Source organism: Actinobacillus genomosp. 1, from assembly GCF_029774175.1.
Lineage (GTDB): Bacteria > Pseudomonadota > Gammaproteobacteria > Enterobacterales > Pasteurellaceae > Actinobacillus.
The window spans coordinates 1549344-1568250 of sequence record NZ_CP103834.1 but is presented as its reverse complement, the minus strand read 5'-3'; the positions used below and the strand labels follow the sequence as shown (position 1 = coordinate 1568250).

Sequence of the window (18907 nt, the reverse complement as noted above, 5' to 3'; positions counted from 1 at the left end):
AAAACGACCGCTTGTTATATTTAATTTAAATAGTTAATGGCAAGCGGTCGTTTTTTATAAAAAATTTGCAAAATAATCTAAAAACGACTTGCATAATTATGCAATAAAATTTAGTATTCATTCAATTATTTGAAATATACGGGATTTTAAACGAATGGCAATTCGCATTCACAACGTCAATTTTTTTTACGGCTCAAGCCAAGCGTTATTCGATATTAATTTAGATATCGAAAAAGGCGATACGGTAGTGCTGTTAGGGCCTAGCGGAGCCGGTAAAAGTACCTTAATTCGTACGCTGAATTTAATGGAAATTCCGCAATCGGGTACGCTTGAGATTGCACAACATAAATTCAATCTTTCGGCGAAGACCGATGCGAAAGAAATTGCATTATTACGCCGTGAAGTCGGTATGGTGTTTCAACAATATCATTTATGGCCGCATTTAAGCGTGATGCAAAATCTGATTGAAGCGCCGATGAAGGTATTAGGTTTAGCGAAAGAAGAAGCGATTCAACGTGCTAAGGCGCATTTAACACGTTTACGTTTAGATGAGTTTGCTGATCGCTTCCCATTACAATTATCCGGCGGTCAGCAACAACGTGTGGCGATTGCTCGTGCATTAATGATGCAGCCGCAGGTACTGTTATTTGATGAGCCGACTGCCGCATTGGATCCGGAAATTACCGCCCAAGTGGTTGATATTATTAAAGAATTACAAGATACCGGCATTACGCAGGTGATTGTTACCCACGAAGTCGGTGTGGCACGTAAAGTGGCAACCAAAGTGGTGTATATGGAAAAAGGCAAAATTATCGAACAAGGCGGTGCGGATTGTTTTGAACAGCCGAAAACTGCTCAATTTGAAAACTATCTCTCTCACTCAGAATAAACACTATGCAAGGACACATTATGAAAAAATTATTATTAGCATCAGCCATCGCACTTAGCGCAATTTCCGCACAAGCAAAAGACTTAACCTTTGCAATGGAACCAAGTTATCCTCCGTTTGAATTAACCAATGAAAAAGGCGAAATCATTGGTTTCGATGTGGATATTGCCAATGCAATTTGTAAGGAAATTCAAGCGAATTGTTCGTTTAAAGGTCAAGCATTTGACGGTTTAGTACAAGCAGTGAAACAAAAACGTATCGATGCGGCAATCTCGGCGATTGATATTACCGAAACGCGTGCAAAACAAGTGGCTTTCACAGAGGCTTATTATGATAGTTCGGCAAGTTTTATTGCGGTAAAAGGTAAAGCGGATTTAAATACGGCTAAAAATGTCGGCGTACAAAACGGTACGACCTTCCAACAATATGTTGTTGCGGAAGCAAAACAATACGCACCTAAAGCATACGCTTCGTTACAAGATGCGGTATTGGATTTAAAAAACGGTCGTATTGATATTATCTTCGGCGATACTGCGGTATTAGCGGATATGTTATCGAAAGAAGCGGAGCTTTCATTCGTAGGTGACAAAGTAACCAATAAAAAATATTTCGGTAACGGTTTAGGTATTGCGGTAAATAAATCGAATAGCGAATTAGTCGCGGAATTAAATAAAGGTTTAGCGACCATTAAAGCGAACGGCGAATATCAAAAAATCTACGATAAATGGATGACTAAATAATTTTTATGTTCTCAGAATATCTTCCGCTTATTTATAGTGCCACCCTAATGACCTTAGGGTTGGCACTGACTTCCTTGATAGTCGGCTTATTACTTTCAATGTTGTTTGTGGTACTTGAAACCAGTAAACAACCTTGTGTGAGTAAACCGACTTCTATTTTTTTAGCCTTATTGCGTGGTTTGCCGGAGATTTTAGTCGTTTTACTGATTTTCTTCGGTTCAACCGAATTGGTAGAAAAAATTACCGGCGAATATGTTGAGTTTAGTGCGTTTAGTTGCGGGGTATTAGCACTTTCCTTAATTTTTTCCGCCTATGCTTCGCAATCATTGCGTGGCGCGATTCAAGCCGTACCGAACGGACAATGGGAAAGCGGTGCGGCATTAGGGCTAAGTCGTGCGCATACGTTTTTAAGAATTATTATGCCGCAGGTTTGGCGTCATGCTTTACCGGGTTTAAGTAATCAATGGTTAGTGTTGTTAAAAGATACGGCGTTGATCTCTTTGATTGGCGTGGACGATTTAATGCGTCAGACGGATTTAATTAATACCAATGAACATCAGCCTTTCACATGGTACGGTTTAGCGGCATTAATTTATTTAGCGATTACTTTAATTAGCCAAGTAATTATTGCCGGACTTGAAAAACGTTTCACACGTTTTGAAAGAGGGGGTAAATAATGTTTCAAGATTATTTAGCCGTCATTGCTCAAGGTATTCCAACCAGTTTAAGTTTAACTGCCGTTTCATTGCTGATTGCGTTTGTATTAGCGGTGATTTTGACCTTCTTACTTTCAATGGAAAACAAGCTGATCAAAGCGGTAGTAAACGGTTATTTAATGTTATTTACCGGTACGCCGTTATTAGTGCAGTTCTTTTTGATTTATCATGGGCCCGGACAATTCCAATGGATTGTCGATAGCTTTGCTTGGCAATTCCTATCCGATGCGTGGTTTTGTGCCGCATTAGCGTTAGCGTTAAATAGTGCGGCGTATTCGACTCAATTATTCCACGGCGCGGTAAAAGCGATTCCGAAAGGACAATGGGAAACCTGTGCGGCACTTGGTTTAAGCCGTTTAGACACTTTGAAAATTTTAATTCCATACGCATTGCGCCGTGCGTTACCGTCGTATAGCAATGAGATTATCTTAGTGTTTAAAGGCACATCGTTAGCTTCAACCATCACGCTCTTGGATATTATGGGCTATGCCCGTCAGCTATACGGTACGGAATACGATGCGATTACCATTTACGGTATTGCCGGGGCGATTTACTTAGTGATTACCGGTATGATGACGATTCTGTTACGTAGAGTAGAAGCGAAAGTGCTGGCGTTTGAACGTCCGGCAACGGATAAAGCGTAAATTTTGCGATGGTACTCGTCTCCGATGAGTACCTTTTTTTATATACGGACAAGCGGTCTGATTTTTGGAAAAATTTGCAAATTTCCCGTTAAATCAGACCGCTTGTTGTTAGGATAAAATGGATAAATTACGCTACTTTCTTGGCTAACATGGTTGCGAAGCGCATTTTAATACGGTTGCCGTTCGCATCGGTTTTATGCAATTCGCCCAAATCTTCGTTGTATTTTACTAATTCCCAGTCTTGATAATAGTTTGCTAACTCTCCCTCGCTGAAGGTAAATGAAAATGGCATCGGACACGGATATTCTTCGGTACTCATTGCACACACAATCAGATTATAGCCGCCGACTTTGGTGTTTTTCTGCATATTTTCAATAATTGCCGGAATGCGTTCACGGTTTAAGAACATCATTACAACTGTCGAAACAATCAGATCATATTCGCCGTTTTGATTACCAATTGTCGCTTGGTTAATATCATAAATACCGGTTTCGATATTGCTCAGATTCTCTTTCTCAATCATATAGTTTAAGAATTCGATACTCTCGGCATTATGATCAACCGCTGTCACATCAAAACCTAATAAATTCAGATAGAGAGAATTACGTCCGCGCCCACAACCTAAATCCAACGCTTTACCGGCTTTTACATAATTAACCGCATTTAACACTTCAGAATGAGTTGTGGTTAGATTATATTTTTTCGCATAGTAATCTTTCGCTTCGCAATAGAAGGCTAACTGACATTCTAAATCATCGGAAAGTGCTTCAACTTTATGCCAAATTTGCGGTTCAACAAACGGAGGCTGATTTTCAGGGGTAAAAATCACGCTATTGACTTCTTCTCCTTGTTCGGTCAATTCATAAAATTTTAATTCGCCTTTAAGAATGGTTAGTTTTGCCCAAGTCCCTTGTTTAGTATTGTGCTTTTCTTTAAACATTTGTGGCAGGCTGTCTTTGGTCCAAACCGGCATTTGTTTATAGCAAATTAAATTTTGCATGATGAGTCCTCTCTAACGAATAAAATAATGGCAAATTTTACTCCTCTGATTTTTCTAGGCAATAAAAAAACCGACTAAAATAGTCGGTTATATCAAAAATACCTAAGATTTATTAGATCGCTTTTTAAATTTCGATGCCTTTAAATTGGCGGCCGAAATAAACTAAACCGGTATTGGGCATCACATCAATATGTTTCAGCTCAACCATAAAAATAGTATGTGTACCCACCGAATGGGTATCGACAATATCACCTTGTAAAGACGAGATTGAACCGCGCAATACCGGCTGTCCGTCAAACCCTTCGTCCCAAATATCCCAAGCGAAACGCTCTTCCATACTGCTACATAGGATACAAGCAAAATGCTTCGCCATTTCTTCTTGTTCATGGCTTAAGACATTGATACACACTTTACCGTTTTGCTTGATAATATCGTGTACGGAACTGCTTTGATTTATACAGAAAAGCAAAGTCGGCGGTGTATCGGTTACCGAGCAAACTGATGATACAGTGATCCCGATTTTACCTGCCGCACCATTAGTGGTCACAATACTCACTGCGGCGGATAAATGCGCCATCGCATTACGGAATTGCTGTGAAAATTCAGGTACCTCTTGAGGTTTTGGAATACAAGACATAAATCTCCTTTTAAATTATTCCTTCCAGATCACGTGATATTCTCGGTTATCCGCATCGTGAGAAATTAAGAAGCGAGCGAATACGTCATCCATTTCATCTTTATCGTTCACTAAGCCGACCCACACTTCTGCAAATGCGTCCGGATCAATTAATGTACCGATTTCTTGATCCCAATTGTCCGAGGTTTCAACCATTTCAACTGCGCCACGCTCTTCAAATTGTAAATTGAATAATAAAATATCCGCAGGATCTAAATTCTCACCCGCCATTTCAAGGAAAATATCATATGCGAGATCAATCGCTTCGTCTGGAGTTAATTTGTTCATAATTTGTTTCTTTTATGTAAAAAATAGCGACTTAATTTGCCAATAAAGGTTAGAAAAGTCAAATTTATAGACATTGGATCAAGCGACTTATTACTTGTCCGGCGGTTTTTTCTTTAAGAATTTGCCAATTACTCGGTAATTCAAGCGGCGGATGGTTCTTTTCCGTTTCCACATAAATCAACGCATTGTCGGCAAGCCAGTGGTTTTCAGCCAATAATGTTAGCACCTTCGGCACAAAGCCGTAATGAAAAGGCGGATCGACAAATACCACTTCAAACCCCTGATCAGGATTTTTTTGAGCTAAATATTGCAGTGTGTCGGTATTAATCACGGTGCCATTTGTGGTTTTAAGTGAGGTTAAATTATTTTTCAGCAGATTTGCCGCATTTGCAAATTTTTCAAGAAAAACAACCGCTTGTGCTTGGCGAGAAAGTGCTTCGATACCAAGTGAACCGCTGCCCGCAAAGCAATCTAAGCAACGACTACCCGCCACATCATTCATCAGCCAATTAAACAGGGTCTCTTTTACTCGGTCTGTGGTCGGGCGTAAACCTTCCGCATTTAACACCGGTAGTTTTCGTCCTCGCCACAGCCCTGCAATGACACGCACTTCGCCGGTCGGCTTATTTTGTAAAGTGGAATTACGATTTTTTTTCATACTAACTAAAGGAAAAATAAGGATTATTTGATAAACTATACAAGTTTAGTCCATTTTGAAGGAAAAGTGAGAAAAATATGGCAGAAAAGAAAAAAGGTTTTTGGTCTTGGTTAGGTTTCGGTAAAAAAGATGAACCGAAACAAGCGGAAATCCAAACCGAACAACATACCGAATCGGCTGCAGAAGAAACTGTAGAGCAAAAAGTAGAACAAGCGGAACAAAAGGTCGAGCAGTTACAAGAAACGGTAGAACAGAAGTTAGAAGATCTCGAAGATAAAATAGAAGATAAGTTTGAGCAAATTACTTCACAACCTGAAATCAAGGAATTTGTTGATTCAGTGGAGCAAAAAGCGGAACAGGCTGAGGATTTTGTTGAGCGTATCGAAGATACGATTGAGCAGAAATTTGAACAAGTTGAAGAGTTTTTTGAACAAAAATCGGAAAATATCGAACAATTCGTTGAAGATAAGCTGGAAGAAGCTAAAACTTTTCTGAAAGAAGCGGTAAATGAAGTTGAACAATCTTTCGAACAAGAGAAAGAAAATTCCGTGTCAATTATTGATACGGCAAAAATTGAGCAGCCGTTTACACAAACGGAAGAAGTATCATCGGTAGTCTCTCATTCGGAAAATATCGAAGAGCAGCCTCAGTCTCAAGAACTTACGCAAGCGGTCGAATTTAGCGAAAAATCTGCAAGCGAAAGTGAGATTAACCATCACCAACAAATTGAGCAACGTGTTGAAAAAGTGGTTGATGCGGAGCTTGCCGGTGAGGTGAAAACCAAGTCTGATGCGGAAGAAAATTTTGAAGAATTGGAAGAACTGGTTGAACTTGAAACCGAAAAGGCGGAACACGACCAAGTTGAACAAAAGACGGATGATTACCAAGAAAAACCGAGCGAAGGTGGTTTTTTCAGTCGTTTGTTAAAAGGATTGGTAAAAACTAAACAGAGTATCGGTTCCGGTTTTCGTAATTTCTTTAGCGGCAAAAAAATTGACGACGATTTATTTGAAGAACTGGAAGAGCAGTTATTAGTCGCCGACTTAGGTATGCCGACAACCACTAAAGTTATCAACAACTTAACCCAACACGCCTCTAAGAAACAACTTAAAGATGCCGATTTACTTTATCAGCAATTAAAACTCGAACTTGGCGAAGTGTTAAAACCGGTTAGCCAGCCGCTTGAAATCGATACCGGCAAAAAGCCTTACGTGATTTTAATGGTTGGGGTAAACGGTGTGGGTAAAACAACCACTATCGGTAAATTAGCGCGTAAATTCCAAGCGGAAGGAAAATCCGTAATGCTTGCCGCCGGCGACACATTCCGTGCCGCAGCGGTAGAACAGTTACAAGTTTGGGGGGAACGTAACAATATTCCTGTTGTCGCACAATCTACCGGTTCGGATTCCGCTTCGGTGATTTTTGATGCGATGCAATCGGCGGCATCAAAAGGGATTGATATTCTTATCGCAGATACCGCCGGTCGTTTGCAGAATAAAAACAACTTAATGGACGAGTTGAAAAAAATCGTACGTGTGATGAAAAAATACGATGAAAGCGCACCGCACGAAATTATGCTCACCTTAGATGCCGGTACGGGACAAAACGCAATTAGCCAAGCGAAATTATTTAACGAAGCGGTCGGCTTAACCGGTATTGCGCTAACGAAATTAGACGGTACGGCAAAAGGCGGTGTGATCTTTGCGATTGCCGACCAATTTAACATTCCGATTCGCTTTATCGGAGTCGGCGAAAAAATTGAAGATCTGCGTCCGTTTAATGCGGAAGAATTTATCGAAGCATTATTCGAACACGAAGAATAAAATATTACGCACATTCTTTTACAAAAAATGGTTAAAATTAGACCGCTATTTCCGAATATATCGGAGTAGAAAAAGGTAAACACAATGATTAAATTCACAAATGTAAGTAAAGCTTATAAAGGCGGTAAGCCGGCACTACAGGGGATTAATTTCCATTTACCTGCCGGCGGTATGGCGTATTTAACCGGTCATTCCGGTGCCGGTAAAAGTACCTTGCTTAAACTGATTATGGGCATTGAGCGGGCAAACGGCGGACAAGTGATGTTTAACGGGCATGATATTACCCGTCTTGAAGCGCACGAATTGCCGTTTTTACGCCGTCAAATCGGTATGGTTCATCAAGATTACCGTTTACTTACCGATCGTACGATTTTGGATAATGTTGCGTTACCGCTGATTATCCAAGGCATGAATCAGCAAGTAGTTGAGCGTGAAGCGCGTATTGCGTTAGAGCGTGTCGGTTTAGCGAATAAAGCGAATTATTTGCCGTTACATCTTTCAGGCGGTGAACAACAACGAGTGGATATTGCTCGTGCGATTGTACATCGTCCGATTTTACTATTAGCGGATGAGCCGACCGGTAATTTAGACGAGAAACTCTCGTTTGAAATTTTCCGTTTATTTGAAGAATTTAATCAGGCAGGCACAACGGTTTTAGTGGCAACGCATGATACCAATATTATTTCAAAACGTCCGAAACCGTGCTTAGTATTAGAGCAAGGTCATCTCAGAAATTAAGGAAACAATATGGCTCGTTCATTTAGTACAACTCTTGGTGCCCAAACTCGTTATACCTTACGTTCGGTCTGGCAAGATCTCAAGAAGCGTAAGTTCGGTACATTTCTCACCGTGTTGGTGATTGCGGTTTCGCTGACTATTCCGACGGTAAGTTATTTACTTTGGAAAAATACCAATCAGGCGGCAACCGAATTTTATCCGGAACCGGAACTTACTGTTTATCTGCATAAAAATCTCGCTGAACACGATGTGAATGCGGTGGTGGAACGTATTCGTCATTTCGATGCGGATAAAATCGAATCGCTTAACTATATTTCTCGTCAGCAGAGTTTGGAAGAATTTCGTTCGTGGTCGGGTTTCGGCGAAGCGTTAGATATTATCGATGATAATCCTTTGCCGGCGGTGGTTACCCTTAAACCGAAAAAACAATTTACCGATAACGATACGATGCTTGAGTTTCGTAACGGTTTACAGGCGATTAAAGGGGTGCAAGAAGTCCGTTTAGATAACGGCTGGTTGGAAAAATTAACCGCCTTAACTTGGTTAATCGCTCGTATTGCAATGGTTTGTACCGTGTTAATGTTGATTGCGGTATTTTTGGTTGTAGGTAATGCGGTGCGTACCGATGTGGCAAATAGCAAAGCGTCGATTGAAGTACAGCAATTATTAGGTGCAACCGATCATTTTATCGCTCGCCCGTTCCTTTATACCGGTATGATTTACGGCTTTTTCGGTAGCTTACTCGCTATCCTATTTAGTGCGGTGTTAATCAGTTATTTCACCGGTGTAGTGAAATATGTTACTGACATGTTTACGGTGAAATTTGAATTAAACGGCTTGGCATTCAGTGAAATGTTCTTCTTGATTGTCGCTTGTATCTTTATCGGTTGGCTATCCGCTAAATTGGCAACTAATCGACATATTTTCCGCATCGGTTCTAAATACTAACCGACATAAAAAAGCACCGAAAGGTGCTTTTTTCATTTAGACTGATTACACTTCAATATATTCCGGCTTAAGTCCTAAAAAACTTTCCGCTAACGCTTCGCTCATTTGACGATGACTGGTTGTTCCTTTACCTTCCGCCATCACAATACGGGTAATCCGTTCATCCGACTTACCGCTTAAACGACGGTAGTTCAACGCACTTTGTAGCGGTAAAAAACTCGGGTTGAATGCGGCATTCTCCGCATAACGTCCGCAAATAATTTGTTCTCCGACTTGTAAGGCAATCCCGCTTAACGATTTGCTATATGGTGCATAAGATTGTGCCGCCGCTTGAATCGCCGCTTGTGTTAATAAATCTCCCTGAAGCGGTAGTGAGTGCGTTTGTTGATCAAACAATACCTGTTCGATATTCAAATCTTTTGGTCCGAAAGCATCCGGTAGATATTGTTGCAATAAATTATTTTGGCTGTGCGGTAAATGAATTTTCAGCGTTTTAGCACTATTCAATTCATTCATAAATTGGCGGCAATGACCGCAAGGCGTGTAGTTTACCACCATATCGGTAATAGACTTTTCACCGGCAAGCCACGCATGAGAAATCGCACTTTGTTCGGCATGTACGGTTTGTTGAATTGCTTGTGCGCTAAACTCTTGATTCGCACCGAAATAAAACCGACCGGATGCACCGATGGCAACCGCACCTACATAAAATTGAGAAATCGGCACAAGGGCATAACAAGCGGCAAGCGGTAAACAGACAAGTGCCAATTCAACCGGTGAAAGTTTAAACTGTTGGGTCCATGATTTGGCCTGTTCAGCCGAAAAACAAGCGTGATAATCTTGAGCCTCAAGCGTTGAAGCAACAGCATTAATTATAGGATCATTTTTTTCTTGAACAACTTGAGCGATACGTTGTTGAAGTGCAAATAAAGTTGGCATTATGCTTTTTCTCCTTTGTTTGACGGGTAGTTATTATAACCGCAAATCAGTATTTCAATTGTGATCAAGATCGAACCGAAATAATTAAAATGGATATTTATTAAGCATTTCGTTCTACAATCACACCGACACTGCCGGCTTGCGCAACCGCTTTAGGCTTATGCAATTCAATACGCAATGTACGGATACCATAATTATTTTGTAAAAGATCCGCTACTTGATAAGCAACCGTTTCAACCAGCTTAAATGGCTTGGATTCAACAAAAGCTAAGATTTTTTCTGAAACCTCCGCATAATTTAAGCAATATTGCACGTCATCCGTTGCTACCGCTTTGGTAAAATCCCATTCCATTTCAATATTAAATACTAAGCGTTGTTTGATGGTATGTTCCCAATCGTAAGCACCGATGGAAGCAAAAGCCGTCAATTCGTGAATAAAAACTTTATCCGCCATTTTAGTTTCCTTAATAACTTTGTGATAACATTGCCGAGAATATAACATAGAACGCCAATTGAAGGACAATTTATGAGTATTACCGCCTATTTGTTAATAGTATTTGCCTATTTGTTAGGTTCGGTTTCAAGCGCAATTATTTTCTGCCGCTTAGCCGGTTTGCCGGATCCTAGGGAGAACGGTTCACATAATCCGGGCGCAACGAATGTTTTACGTATCGGCGGAAAATTTTCGGCAATCGGCGTATTGTTGTTTGATATTTTGAAAGGCGGTTTACCGGTTTTATTGGCGTTTAACTTTAAGCTGGAGCCTTCGGAAATCGGACTGATTGCATTGGCGGCATGTTTGGGACATATTTTCCCGCTGTTCTTTCGCTTTAGAGGCGGGAAAGGAGTTGCGACAGCGTTCGGTGCGTTGTTATCAATCAGTTTTGCCGCTTCGGCAGCCGGACTATGTACTTGGTTAATTGTCTTTTTATTGTTCGGTTATTCTTCGCTGAGCGCAGTAATCACCGCATTGATTATGCCGTTTTATATTTGGTGGTTTTTACCCGAATTTACCTTTCCGGTGGCTTTGGTATGCTGTTTATTAGTCTATCGTCATCACGATAATATCCAGCGTCTATGGCGAGGACAAGAACAACCGATGTGGGCTAGAAAATAGAGGATTTCAAGCGTATAAGCGGTTAAATTTAATGAAAAATTGACAAAAATTCTGTCTAATTCAACCGCTTGTTTAAGTGATATAGCAAAAAGCCTAATTCGAAAGAATTAGGCTTTTTAGTTATCTTATACCCATGTTACTGTAACGCTTTTTCAACTTTCTCATAGAGATCGCGAGCTAGGTTGTCTAGATTGCGAAGACGTTCTAAACCTCGTTTCATTAAGGTTTGACGTTGATTGTCATAACGAGAGAGTTTAATCAACGGCTCAATTAAACGTGATGCGACTTGTGGGTTGCTATCGTTTAATTTGATTAAAATATCCACTAAGAATCGGTAACCGGAGCCGTCAATCGCATGGAAGGCTTTCGGACTTTGGTTACAGAAAGTACCGACTAACGCACGTAGTCTGTTCGGATTATTAAAGTTAAAGCTACGGTGATTGAGCAACCCTTGCACGATTTCAAGTACATTTTCGTCCGGTCTTGTTGCTTGGAGCATAAACCATTTATCCATCACTAAGCCGTCCTGATGCCATTTTTGTTCAAAATCCGCCAATAGCTGATCGCGGCAGGCTAATTGCGCCTTGGTCGCTGCAGAGAGTGCCGCTAAGGTGTCCGTCATATTATCCGCTTGCTGATAGTGCTTATAAGTCAGACTATTGCCTAAATCGGTAAAGGCTAGATAGGATAAACAGAGATTACGTAACGCACGTTTTGACATATCTTCCGCAGCAACACGATAAGCATCGCAACGGGTACGGTTATATACGTTCACTAAACGATCTCGTAAGGTTTCGGCGATCGTACGTAACATAAATTCACGAGTAATTGCGATACCGATCGGATCAATTGTTTTGAATAATTCGGCGAATTCGGTTTCTTTCGGGAGCGTTAGCATTAAAGCGGTTAATTCCGGATTCGATTCATAGTTATCTAATAAATAAACCAACGCTTCGGTTAATTCGGCGGAGAAAGTAAAGGCTTCTTCCGATTGATGGTGTGCCAAATTTAGGCGTAATTCATTGTTAAATAACGTTTGTGCCGCATCCCAACGTACAAAATCATTCCGTGCGAATTTGAGTAAGGCAATTAATTGCGCATTGGTATAGGCATAATCTAAACGCACCGGAGCGGAAAAATCGCATAACAACGCAGGTACGGGTTTGTGCATTACATTATGAAATTCGAAGGTTTGTTGCTCTTGTACGACATCCAGGACATTGTTTAATGTAGTACCTTCAAATTGTAAACTAATCGGCGCGCCGTCTTGTTCGCTATATAACTCGATTTTGAACGGAATATGTAAGTTTACTTTCTCTAATTGATCCGCTGTCGGCGGTGTATGTTGTGAAACGTGTAAACGGTAGATATGGTGCATTTCGTCATATTCATCACTCACGCTAAGCTCAGGCGTACCGGATTGGCTATACCAACGACGGAATTGGGTTAAATCAACGCCCGAAGCACGTTCCATTGCCGAAACAAAATCTTCGCAAGTTGCCGCCGAGCCGTCATTTTCCGTAACATACAGCTGCATCCCTTTTTGGAATTTTTCTTCGCCCAATAAGGTGTGAATCATACGAATCACTTCCGCACCTTTTTCATAGACGGTTACTGTATAGAAGTTATTCATTTCAATCACTTTTTCAGGACGAATCGGGTGCGCCATCGGGCTGGCGTCTTCGGCAAATTGCACCGCACGTAATAAGCGTACGTCTTCAATACGTTTTGCCGGACGAGACCATAAATCCGAGGTAAATTCTTGATCACGGAATACGGTTAAGCCTTCTTTAAGGCTTAATTGGAACCAATCTCGGCAAGTAATACGGTTACCTGTCCAGTTATGGAAATATTCGTGTGCAATTACGCTTTCAATATCTAGATAGTCGGTATCGGTAGCGGTTTCCGGTTTTGCCAGCACAAATTTAGAGTTGAAAACATTTAAGCCTTTGTTTTCCATTGCGCCCATATTAAAGAAATCAACCGCGACAATCATATAGATATCTAAATCGTATTCTAAGCCGAAACGATCTTCATCCCATTTCATCGCACGTTTTAGACTTTCCATTGCCCAGCCGGCACGATCTAAATTGCCGCGATCGACATAGATCTCTAATGCGACTTCTCGACCGCTTTTAGTAATAAATTTATCTTGTAACAGATCAAAATCTCCGGCAACCAATGCGAATAAATAGCTTGGTTTAAAGAACGGATCTTGCCATTCGACCCAATGACGACCGTCCTCCAAATCGCCTTGCGCAATGCGGTTGCCGTTAGAAAGTAAGAACGGATACTTCGTTTTAGAAGCGGTAATTTTTGTACGATATTTTGCAAGCACGTCGGGACGATCCAACATATAGGTAATTTGACGAAAACCTTCAGCTTCACATTGGGTACAGATTCCGTCGCCGGATTGGTATAAGCCTTGTAAAGACGTGTTTTGTGCCGGATTTAAACCGGTTTCAATTTGTAATTCGAACGGAGAACTAATATCGGTTACATCAATGGTTAGAGATTCATTATCTTTTTCAAAACGATCAAAAGCTTCGCCGTTTAATTTTAACGAGAGAAAATCAAAACTATGTCCGTCCAAACGAAGATGAGTCGCCTCATTATTTTTACGTTCTACAGTTAAGGTTGAGGTAACAAAAGTACGGTTGGGATCAAGTTGGAAGTCGAGATAAATATCAGTGATAGTAAAATCCGGCGCACGATAATCTTTTCTATATTTTGCTTTAGGTTGCATACTATTTTCCTTGAATGATCGGTAAGAAGAAACTCACCATAGAGAAGCGAACATAATTGTACTAAAATAGTCGCAAGTTTTCCAAAAAATCTGACCGCTTATGACATTTAATCTTCATTTCAATTTGCCTGAAACAGGGGGCAAATTTCAAGACCATCAAACGCTCGGTAATTTACTTGGGCATTCAGACACTTTGGCTATTGCAGAAGCTTCGACACGATTTAGCGGCTTAAGTGTTGTAGTTACACCGGATACTCGTACTGCACTTCGTCTTGAGAAAGCTCTGAAACAATTTAGTAACTTGCCGGTTTCGGTTTTTCCGGATTGGGAAACATTACCCTACGATAATTTCTCTCCGCATCAAGATATTATTTCCGCGCGCCTTTCGGCACTGTTTCATTTGCAGCAAGGCAATAAACAAATTTTTCTGTTGCCAATCAGCACCCTTTTACAAAAAGTTTGTCCGCCGAGTTACCTTGCCAATAATGTGTTATTGATTAAGAAAGGCGATCGTTTTTCGATTCAATCGCTACGTTTACGGCTTGAAAATGCCGGTTATCGCGCAGTGGAACAAGTGTTGGAATACGGCGAATATGCGGTAAGAGGGGCATTACTCGATCTTTACCCGATGGGGACGGAAAGCCCGTTCCGCTTAGATTTTTTTGATGATGAAATCGATTCGATTCGTACCTTTGATGTGGATAGCCAACGTACGATAGCCGAAATCAAAGAAATTAATTTACTGCCGGCACATGAGTTCCCGACCGATAACAATGGGATCGAGCATTTTAGAACTAAATTCCGTGAACAATTCGGTGAGATCCGCCGTGAACCGGAACATATTTATCAGCAAGTCAGTAAAGGGATCTTGAATGCAGGGATTGAATATTGGCAACCGCTGTTCTTTGATGAAATGGCGAGCCTATTTGATTATTTAGCGGAAAATACCTTATTTATTACTTTTGACGGTATTGCGGAAAAAGCGGAACAGTTTCATAAAGATACTGCTCAACGCTATGAAAGTCGCCGAGTTGATCAGATGCGCCCGTTGTTACCGCCTGAAAAGTTATGGTTCTCGGTTGATGAAATCAATCGAGGCTTAAAAGCTTACCCACGTTTGACGTTGAGTGCGGAAAAAGTCAGAAAGTCAGCGGCTAAGCAGAATGCCAATATCGCTAAGCTACCGGAATTAGCGATTAATTCGCAGTTAAAAGATCCGTTTGATGCGTTCAATAAATTCCGTAGTAAATTCGATGGGCAGCTTTTATTTTCAGTAGAAAGTGAAGGTCGCCGAGAAACCTTGCTTGAATTACTTTCACCGCTAAAAATCAAACCGAAACAGGTTAAATCGTTAGCGGAAATTGATTCGCAAATTTCATTGATGGTTTCACCGCTTGATCAAGGCTTTATCATTGAAAATGCAAGCGGTCAAAATTTAGCAATTATTTGCGAAACGGATTTCTTGGGTGAAAAAGTTCAAACAAAACGTGCGGAGAAAAATCGCAAAACGGTCAATCCGGATACGCTAATTCGTAACCTTGCGGAACTCAAAATCGGGCAAGCCGTGGTGCATTTAGAAAACGGTGTTGGCCGTTATGCAGGGCTAACTGTGTTGGATGCCGGCGGTATTAAAGCGGAATACCTTGTATTGCAATATGCGAACGAGGCGAAACTCTATGTACCGGTTGCTTCATTACATCTGATTTCTCGTTATATCGGTGGGGCGGATGAAGCCGCTCCACTACATAAACTCGGTTCGGAAGCATGGGCTAAAACACGCCAAAAAGCAGCGGAGAAAATCCGGGATGTCGCGGCGGAATTACTCGATGTGTATGCGAAACGAGAATCGCAAAAAGGCTTTGCATTTGCCTACGATCGAGACAGTTTTATGCAATTTAGCCACACTTTCCCGTTTGAAGAAACCGAAGATCAAAAAACCGCGATCAATGCGGTTATCAGCGATATGTGCTTGCCAAAGGCGATGGATCGCCTTGTCTGTGGTGATGTGGGTTTTGGTAAAACTGAAGTGGCAATGCGAGCGACTTTCTTGGCGGTTGAAAACCATAAACAAGTTGCCGTGCTTGTGCCGACCACGTTGTTGGCACAACAACATTTCGAGAATTTCAAAGACCGTTTTGCCAACTATCCGATTAATGTTGAGGTGCTTTCTCGTTTTAAAACCGCTAAAGAGCAAAAAGCGATTTTGGAAAAGGTGACGGAAGGCAAAGTGGATATTCTAGTCGGCACGCACAAACTGCTACAAGAGGATGTGCAATTCCGTGATCTCGGTTTGCTTGTGATTGATGAAGAGCATCGTTTCGGTGTGCGTCAAAAAGAGAAAATCAAACAATTGCGAGCTAACGTCGATATTCTCACGCTCACCGCAACGCCGATCCCTCGTACGCTGAATATGGCGTTAAACGGCATGCGAGATCTTTCCGTTATCGCCAGTCCGCCGGCACGACGATTAACGATCAAAACCTTTGTACGCCAACACGATGATTTGATCGTCAAAGAAGCGATTTTGCGTGAAATTCTGCGTGGCGGTCAGGTATATTACCTACACAATGATGTGGCGACTATCGAAAACTGTGCCACTAAATTAGCTGAGCTCGTGCCGGAAGCTCGGATTGTGATCGGACACGGGCAAATGCGTGAACGTGAATTGGAACGCGTGATGAGCGATTTCTATCATCAACGTTTTAATTTATTGGTGTGTTCAACTATTATCGAAACTGGGATTGATGTGCCGACGGCTAACACGATTATTATCGAGCGTGCGGATAAATTCGGCTTGGCACAGCTGCACCAGTTACGTGGACGTGTCGGACGTTCTCATCATCAGGCTTACGCATATTTATTAACGCCGCCGCCGAAAGCACTAACCAAAGACGCTCAACAGCGTTTGGAAGCAATAAGTTCGATTGATAACCTCGGTGCGGGCTTTGTATTAGCCACTCACGATTTAGAGATTCGTGGTGCGGGCGAATTACTCGGTTCGGAACAAAGCGGGCAAATCGAAAGCATCGGCTTCTCGCTCTATATGGATCTGCTCGAAAATGCGGTAAAAGCCTTACAAGAAGGGCGTGAACCGACTTTAGAAGAAATCACCCAAAATCAAGTGGAAATCGAATTACGCATACCGGCATTGTTACCGGACGATTATGTACCGGATGTCAATATGCGTTTATCGTTCTATAAACGAATCGCTTCCGCGGAAAATGTCGAAGCATTGAAAGATCTGAAAGTGGAATTGATTGACCGCTTCGGATTATTGCCGGAAGCAACGAAGAATCTGTTCCAAATTACTCAGCTTCGTCATTTGGCAACACCGCTTGGTTTGAAGAAAGTCGATGCAGGGATTAACGGCGGCTATTTGGAATTTAAACCGACCGCACAACCTGACCCAATGAAGTTCTTACAACTGATTCAATCAAATAAGAATGTCTATAAATTCGAAGGGGCGCAAAAATTCCGCTTTAATTTACCGCTTGAAAGTAATGCGGAACGATTGGAATTTGTTTCAACGTTGATTGAAAAATTGGTTTAATTCATTAAGGGAAAGCGGTGAAAATTTGCAAATTTTTAGCAAAATTTCACCGCTTGTCTTTATTATTTCACGACGGTAATCGTCCACTTAGCATCATCAATTTGCTCGAAGTCAGTCACATCATAGCCTTCTTCCGCCGCCCAGTTCGGGATGGCTTCAGTCGCTTGAGTACAGTCAAATTCGATAATCAGTTCATCGCCTTTATTTAGTTTTGCCATTGCCTCTTTAGCTTCTACAAGCGGGAAAGGACAGACTAAGCCGGATGTTTCTAATTTTACTTGCATATGTGATTCCTTATGTATGTGTATGGTTTATGCGTTTGTACGCGGTTTAATAATTGTGAAGTAAGCGGCAACCCAAGTACCTAAAATCATCACAGGGAGCGATACCCAACCTTGCCATGAGAAAAATGAGGTTTCTACTAAGCCGTTACCGATAGAACAGCCTCCGGCAAGTGTGGCACCGATTCCCATCAATACACCGCCTGTTGCACTGTAGATAACGGTTTTGCTGTCCGGTACTCTCACTCTGAATTCATTTGCGCCTTTCGCCGCAATAAAAGAGCCAAGTAAAATACCTAACACCAGTAATACGCCCCAGTTAATAAATTTAGTTTCGCCGGTGACTAAAAATTGCAATAAATTTGCAGAAGGACCGGTAATGCCTAAACCGAATTCACGCCCTGTCGGTATACTAAATACCCAAGCGCAAATCGCAATAATGCCGATGATTATTGCCGTAATAAACGGATCCCAACGTTTTTCGAATAAAATGTGTGCTAGACCTGTTTTTTTCGGTTTGAGTGTAGCGATTTTAGCTTTGGGTTTACGTAGCTGCTGAAAAACGGCAAATCCGGTGATACCGATAAGCAGAACAACTAAAATCCAAGGTGAAATACCGAAACTTTCATAAATGGTTTTATGTTCGATATTGATACTGCGTAACTCATTGTTAAATGAGCCTAACGGGCCGGTTCTAAGCATTGCACTAAATAACATATAAGTAGCTAATGCAACCCAGCTACCGACTAATCCTTCACCTGCCCGATACCATGTTCCGGTTGCACAGCCGCCGGCGAGAATGATCCCAATACCAAAGAGGAAAGCTCCGCTTATAACTGCAACAGGTGCGAAGTTTTCAGCCGGTTGGAAGTTAATAAAGCCAGCTTCTCTTAGGATAAAGAACCCGACGGATTGAACGCTAATCGCAATAAGTAATGCGATAAACATTTTCTTACTTTTAGTGACATATAAATCTCGGAATGCACCGGTAATACAAAATCGCCCGCGTTGCATAACAAAACCAAGCAATAAGCCACAAAATAGACCTGAAATTAACATAAGATCTCCTGATAAATATAAAGTGTAATTATTATTAGGAAAATCAAATGGTAGATTCCAATAACTATTCTATTTTCTTTATTTCTTTTTGGAAT

Annotated in this window: 18 protein-coding genes; 9 read left to right on the top strand and 9 right to left on the bottom strand. The window is 41.3% G+C overall.

The annotated features are described in order from the left end of the window. Positions 1 to 154 precede the first annotated feature (154 nt). From artP to artM, 4 genes are read left to right on the top strand one after another with little or no spacing between them, the layout of a single operon-like run. Positions 155 to 889, top strand: a complete 735-nt coding sequence (gene artP / locus NYR63_RS07205) for an arginine ABC transporter ATP-binding protein ArtP (protein ID WP_279456931.1) — start codon at positions 155 to 157, stop codon at positions 887 to 889. Between the two features lie 20 nt (positions 890 to 909). Then, the gene (locus NYR63_RS07200; RefSeq protein ID WP_279456930.1) at positions 910 to 1629 is read left to right on the top strand and encodes a transporter substrate-binding domain-containing protein; all 720 of its coding nucleotides are present in this window, start codon (positions 910 to 912) and stop codon (positions 1627 to 1629) included. Positions 1630 to 1634: 5 nt separating this feature from the next. Then, positions 1635 to 2306 (top strand): arginine ABC transporter permease ArtQ, encoded by a 672-nt coding sequence (gene artQ, locus NYR63_RS07195; RefSeq protein WP_005598470.1) that lies wholly within the window; start codon positions 1635 to 1637, stop codon positions 2304 to 2306. Then, on the top strand, positions 2306 to 2989 hold the full coding sequence (gene artM, locus NYR63_RS07190; RefSeq protein ID WP_279456929.1) for an arginine ABC transporter permease ArtM: 684 nt from the start codon (positions 2306 to 2308) through the stop codon (positions 2987 to 2989). Before artQ ends, artM begins: the two co-directional genes overlap by 1 nt. 127 nt (positions 2990 to 3116) lie before the next feature. Here artM and tehB read toward each other — a convergent pair whose 3' ends face one another. The 4 genes from tehB to rsmD all read right to left on the bottom strand — a co-directional run bounded on the left by tehB (position 3117) and on the right by rsmD (position 5611). Continuing rightward, on the bottom strand, positions 3117 to 3989 hold the full coding sequence (gene tehB / locus NYR63_RS07185) for an SAM-dependent methyltransferase TehB (RefSeq protein ID WP_279456927.1): 873 nt from the start codon (positions 3987 to 3989) through the stop codon (positions 3117 to 3119). Between the two features lie 124 nt (positions 3990 to 4113). Next, on the bottom strand, positions 4114 to 4626 hold the full coding sequence (gene hpaC / locus NYR63_RS07180; protein ID WP_279456926.1) for a 4-hydroxyphenylacetate 3-monooxygenase, reductase component: 513 nt from the start codon (positions 4624 to 4626) through the stop codon (positions 4114 to 4116). A 15-nt stretch (positions 4627 to 4641) separates the two neighbouring features. Next, on the bottom strand, positions 4642 to 4953 hold the full coding sequence (locus tag NYR63_RS07175; protein ID WP_279456925.1) for an HI1450 family dsDNA-mimic protein: 312 nt from the start codon (positions 4951 to 4953) through the stop codon (positions 4642 to 4644). A gap of 64 nt (positions 4954 to 5017) precedes the next feature. Next, positions 5018 to 5611 carry a 16S rRNA (guanine(966)-N(2))-methyltransferase RsmD gene (rsmD, locus tag NYR63_RS07170; RefSeq protein ID WP_279456924.1) on the bottom strand — a complete coding sequence of 198 codons (594 nt, stop codon included), beginning with the start codon at positions 5609 to 5611 and terminating at the stop codon, positions 5018 to 5020. Between the two features lie 77 nt (positions 5612 to 5688). Between rsmD and ftsY the strand changes: the two genes are divergently transcribed. The 3 genes from ftsY to ftsX all read left to right on the top strand — a co-directional run bounded on the left by ftsY (position 5689) and on the right by ftsX (position 9120). Continuing rightward, complete coding sequence (gene ftsY, locus NYR63_RS07165) at positions 5689 to 7434, top strand: signal recognition particle-docking protein FtsY (protein ID WP_279456923.1); 1746 nt, start codon at positions 5689 to 5691, stop codon at positions 7432 to 7434. Positions 7435 to 7518: 84 nt separating this feature from the next. Then, positions 7519 to 8172 (top strand): cell division ATP-binding protein FtsE, encoded by a 654-nt coding sequence (gene ftsE, locus NYR63_RS07160; protein ID WP_279456922.1) that lies wholly within the window; start codon positions 7519 to 7521, stop codon positions 8170 to 8172. A 9-nt stretch (positions 8173 to 8181) separates the two neighbouring features. Next, positions 8182 to 9120 carry a permease-like cell division protein FtsX gene (ftsX, locus tag NYR63_RS07155; RefSeq protein ID WP_279456921.1) on the top strand — a complete coding sequence of 313 codons (939 nt, stop codon included), beginning with the start codon at positions 8182 to 8184 and terminating at the stop codon, positions 9118 to 9120. A gap of 45 nt (positions 9121 to 9165) precedes the next feature. Here ftsX and cdd read toward each other — a convergent pair whose 3' ends face one another. Further along, complete coding sequence (gene cdd, locus NYR63_RS07150) at positions 9166 to 10059, bottom strand: cytidine deaminase (protein ID WP_279456920.1); 894 nt, start codon at positions 10057 to 10059, stop codon at positions 9166 to 9168. Between the two features lie 100 nt (positions 10060 to 10159). Then, on the bottom strand, positions 10160 to 10513 hold the full coding sequence (gene folB, locus NYR63_RS07145) for a dihydroneopterin aldolase (RefSeq protein WP_279456919.1): 354 nt from the start codon (positions 10511 to 10513) through the stop codon (positions 10160 to 10162). 72 nt (positions 10514 to 10585) lie between these two features. Between folB and plsY the strand changes: the two genes are divergently transcribed. Continuing rightward, positions 10586 to 11176 carry a glycerol-3-phosphate 1-O-acyltransferase PlsY gene (gene plsY / locus NYR63_RS07140; RefSeq protein ID WP_279456918.1) on the top strand — a complete coding sequence of 197 codons (591 nt, stop codon included), beginning with the start codon at positions 10586 to 10588 and terminating at the stop codon, positions 11174 to 11176. A gap of 136 nt (positions 11177 to 11312) precedes the next feature. Here the strand turns inward: plsY and pepN are convergent, their stop codons facing one another. Beyond that, complete coding sequence (gene pepN, locus NYR63_RS07135; RefSeq protein WP_279456917.1) at positions 11313 to 13922, bottom strand: aminopeptidase N; 2610 nt, start codon at positions 13920 to 13922, stop codon at positions 11313 to 11315. Between the two features lie 100 nt (positions 13923 to 14022). Here pepN and mfd point away from each other — a divergent pair, with 100 nt between their 5' ends. Beyond that, complete coding sequence (mfd, locus tag NYR63_RS07130) at positions 14023 to 17472, top strand: transcription-repair coupling factor (protein WP_279456916.1); 3450 nt, start codon at positions 14023 to 14025, stop codon at positions 17470 to 17472. A 62-nt stretch (positions 17473 to 17534) separates the two neighbouring features. Here mfd and NYR63_RS07125 read toward each other — a convergent pair whose 3' ends face one another. Then, positions 17535 to 17756, bottom strand: a complete 222-nt coding sequence (locus NYR63_RS07125; RefSeq protein ID WP_279456915.1) for a sulfurtransferase TusA family protein — start codon at positions 17754 to 17756, stop codon at positions 17535 to 17537. Positions 17757 to 17783: 27 nt separating this feature from the next. Then, positions 17784 to 18812, bottom strand: a complete 1029-nt coding sequence (locus NYR63_RS07120; protein ID WP_279456914.1) for a YeeE/YedE family protein — start codon at positions 18810 to 18812, stop codon at positions 17784 to 17786. Between the last annotated feature and the right edge of the window lie 95 nt (positions 18813 to 18907).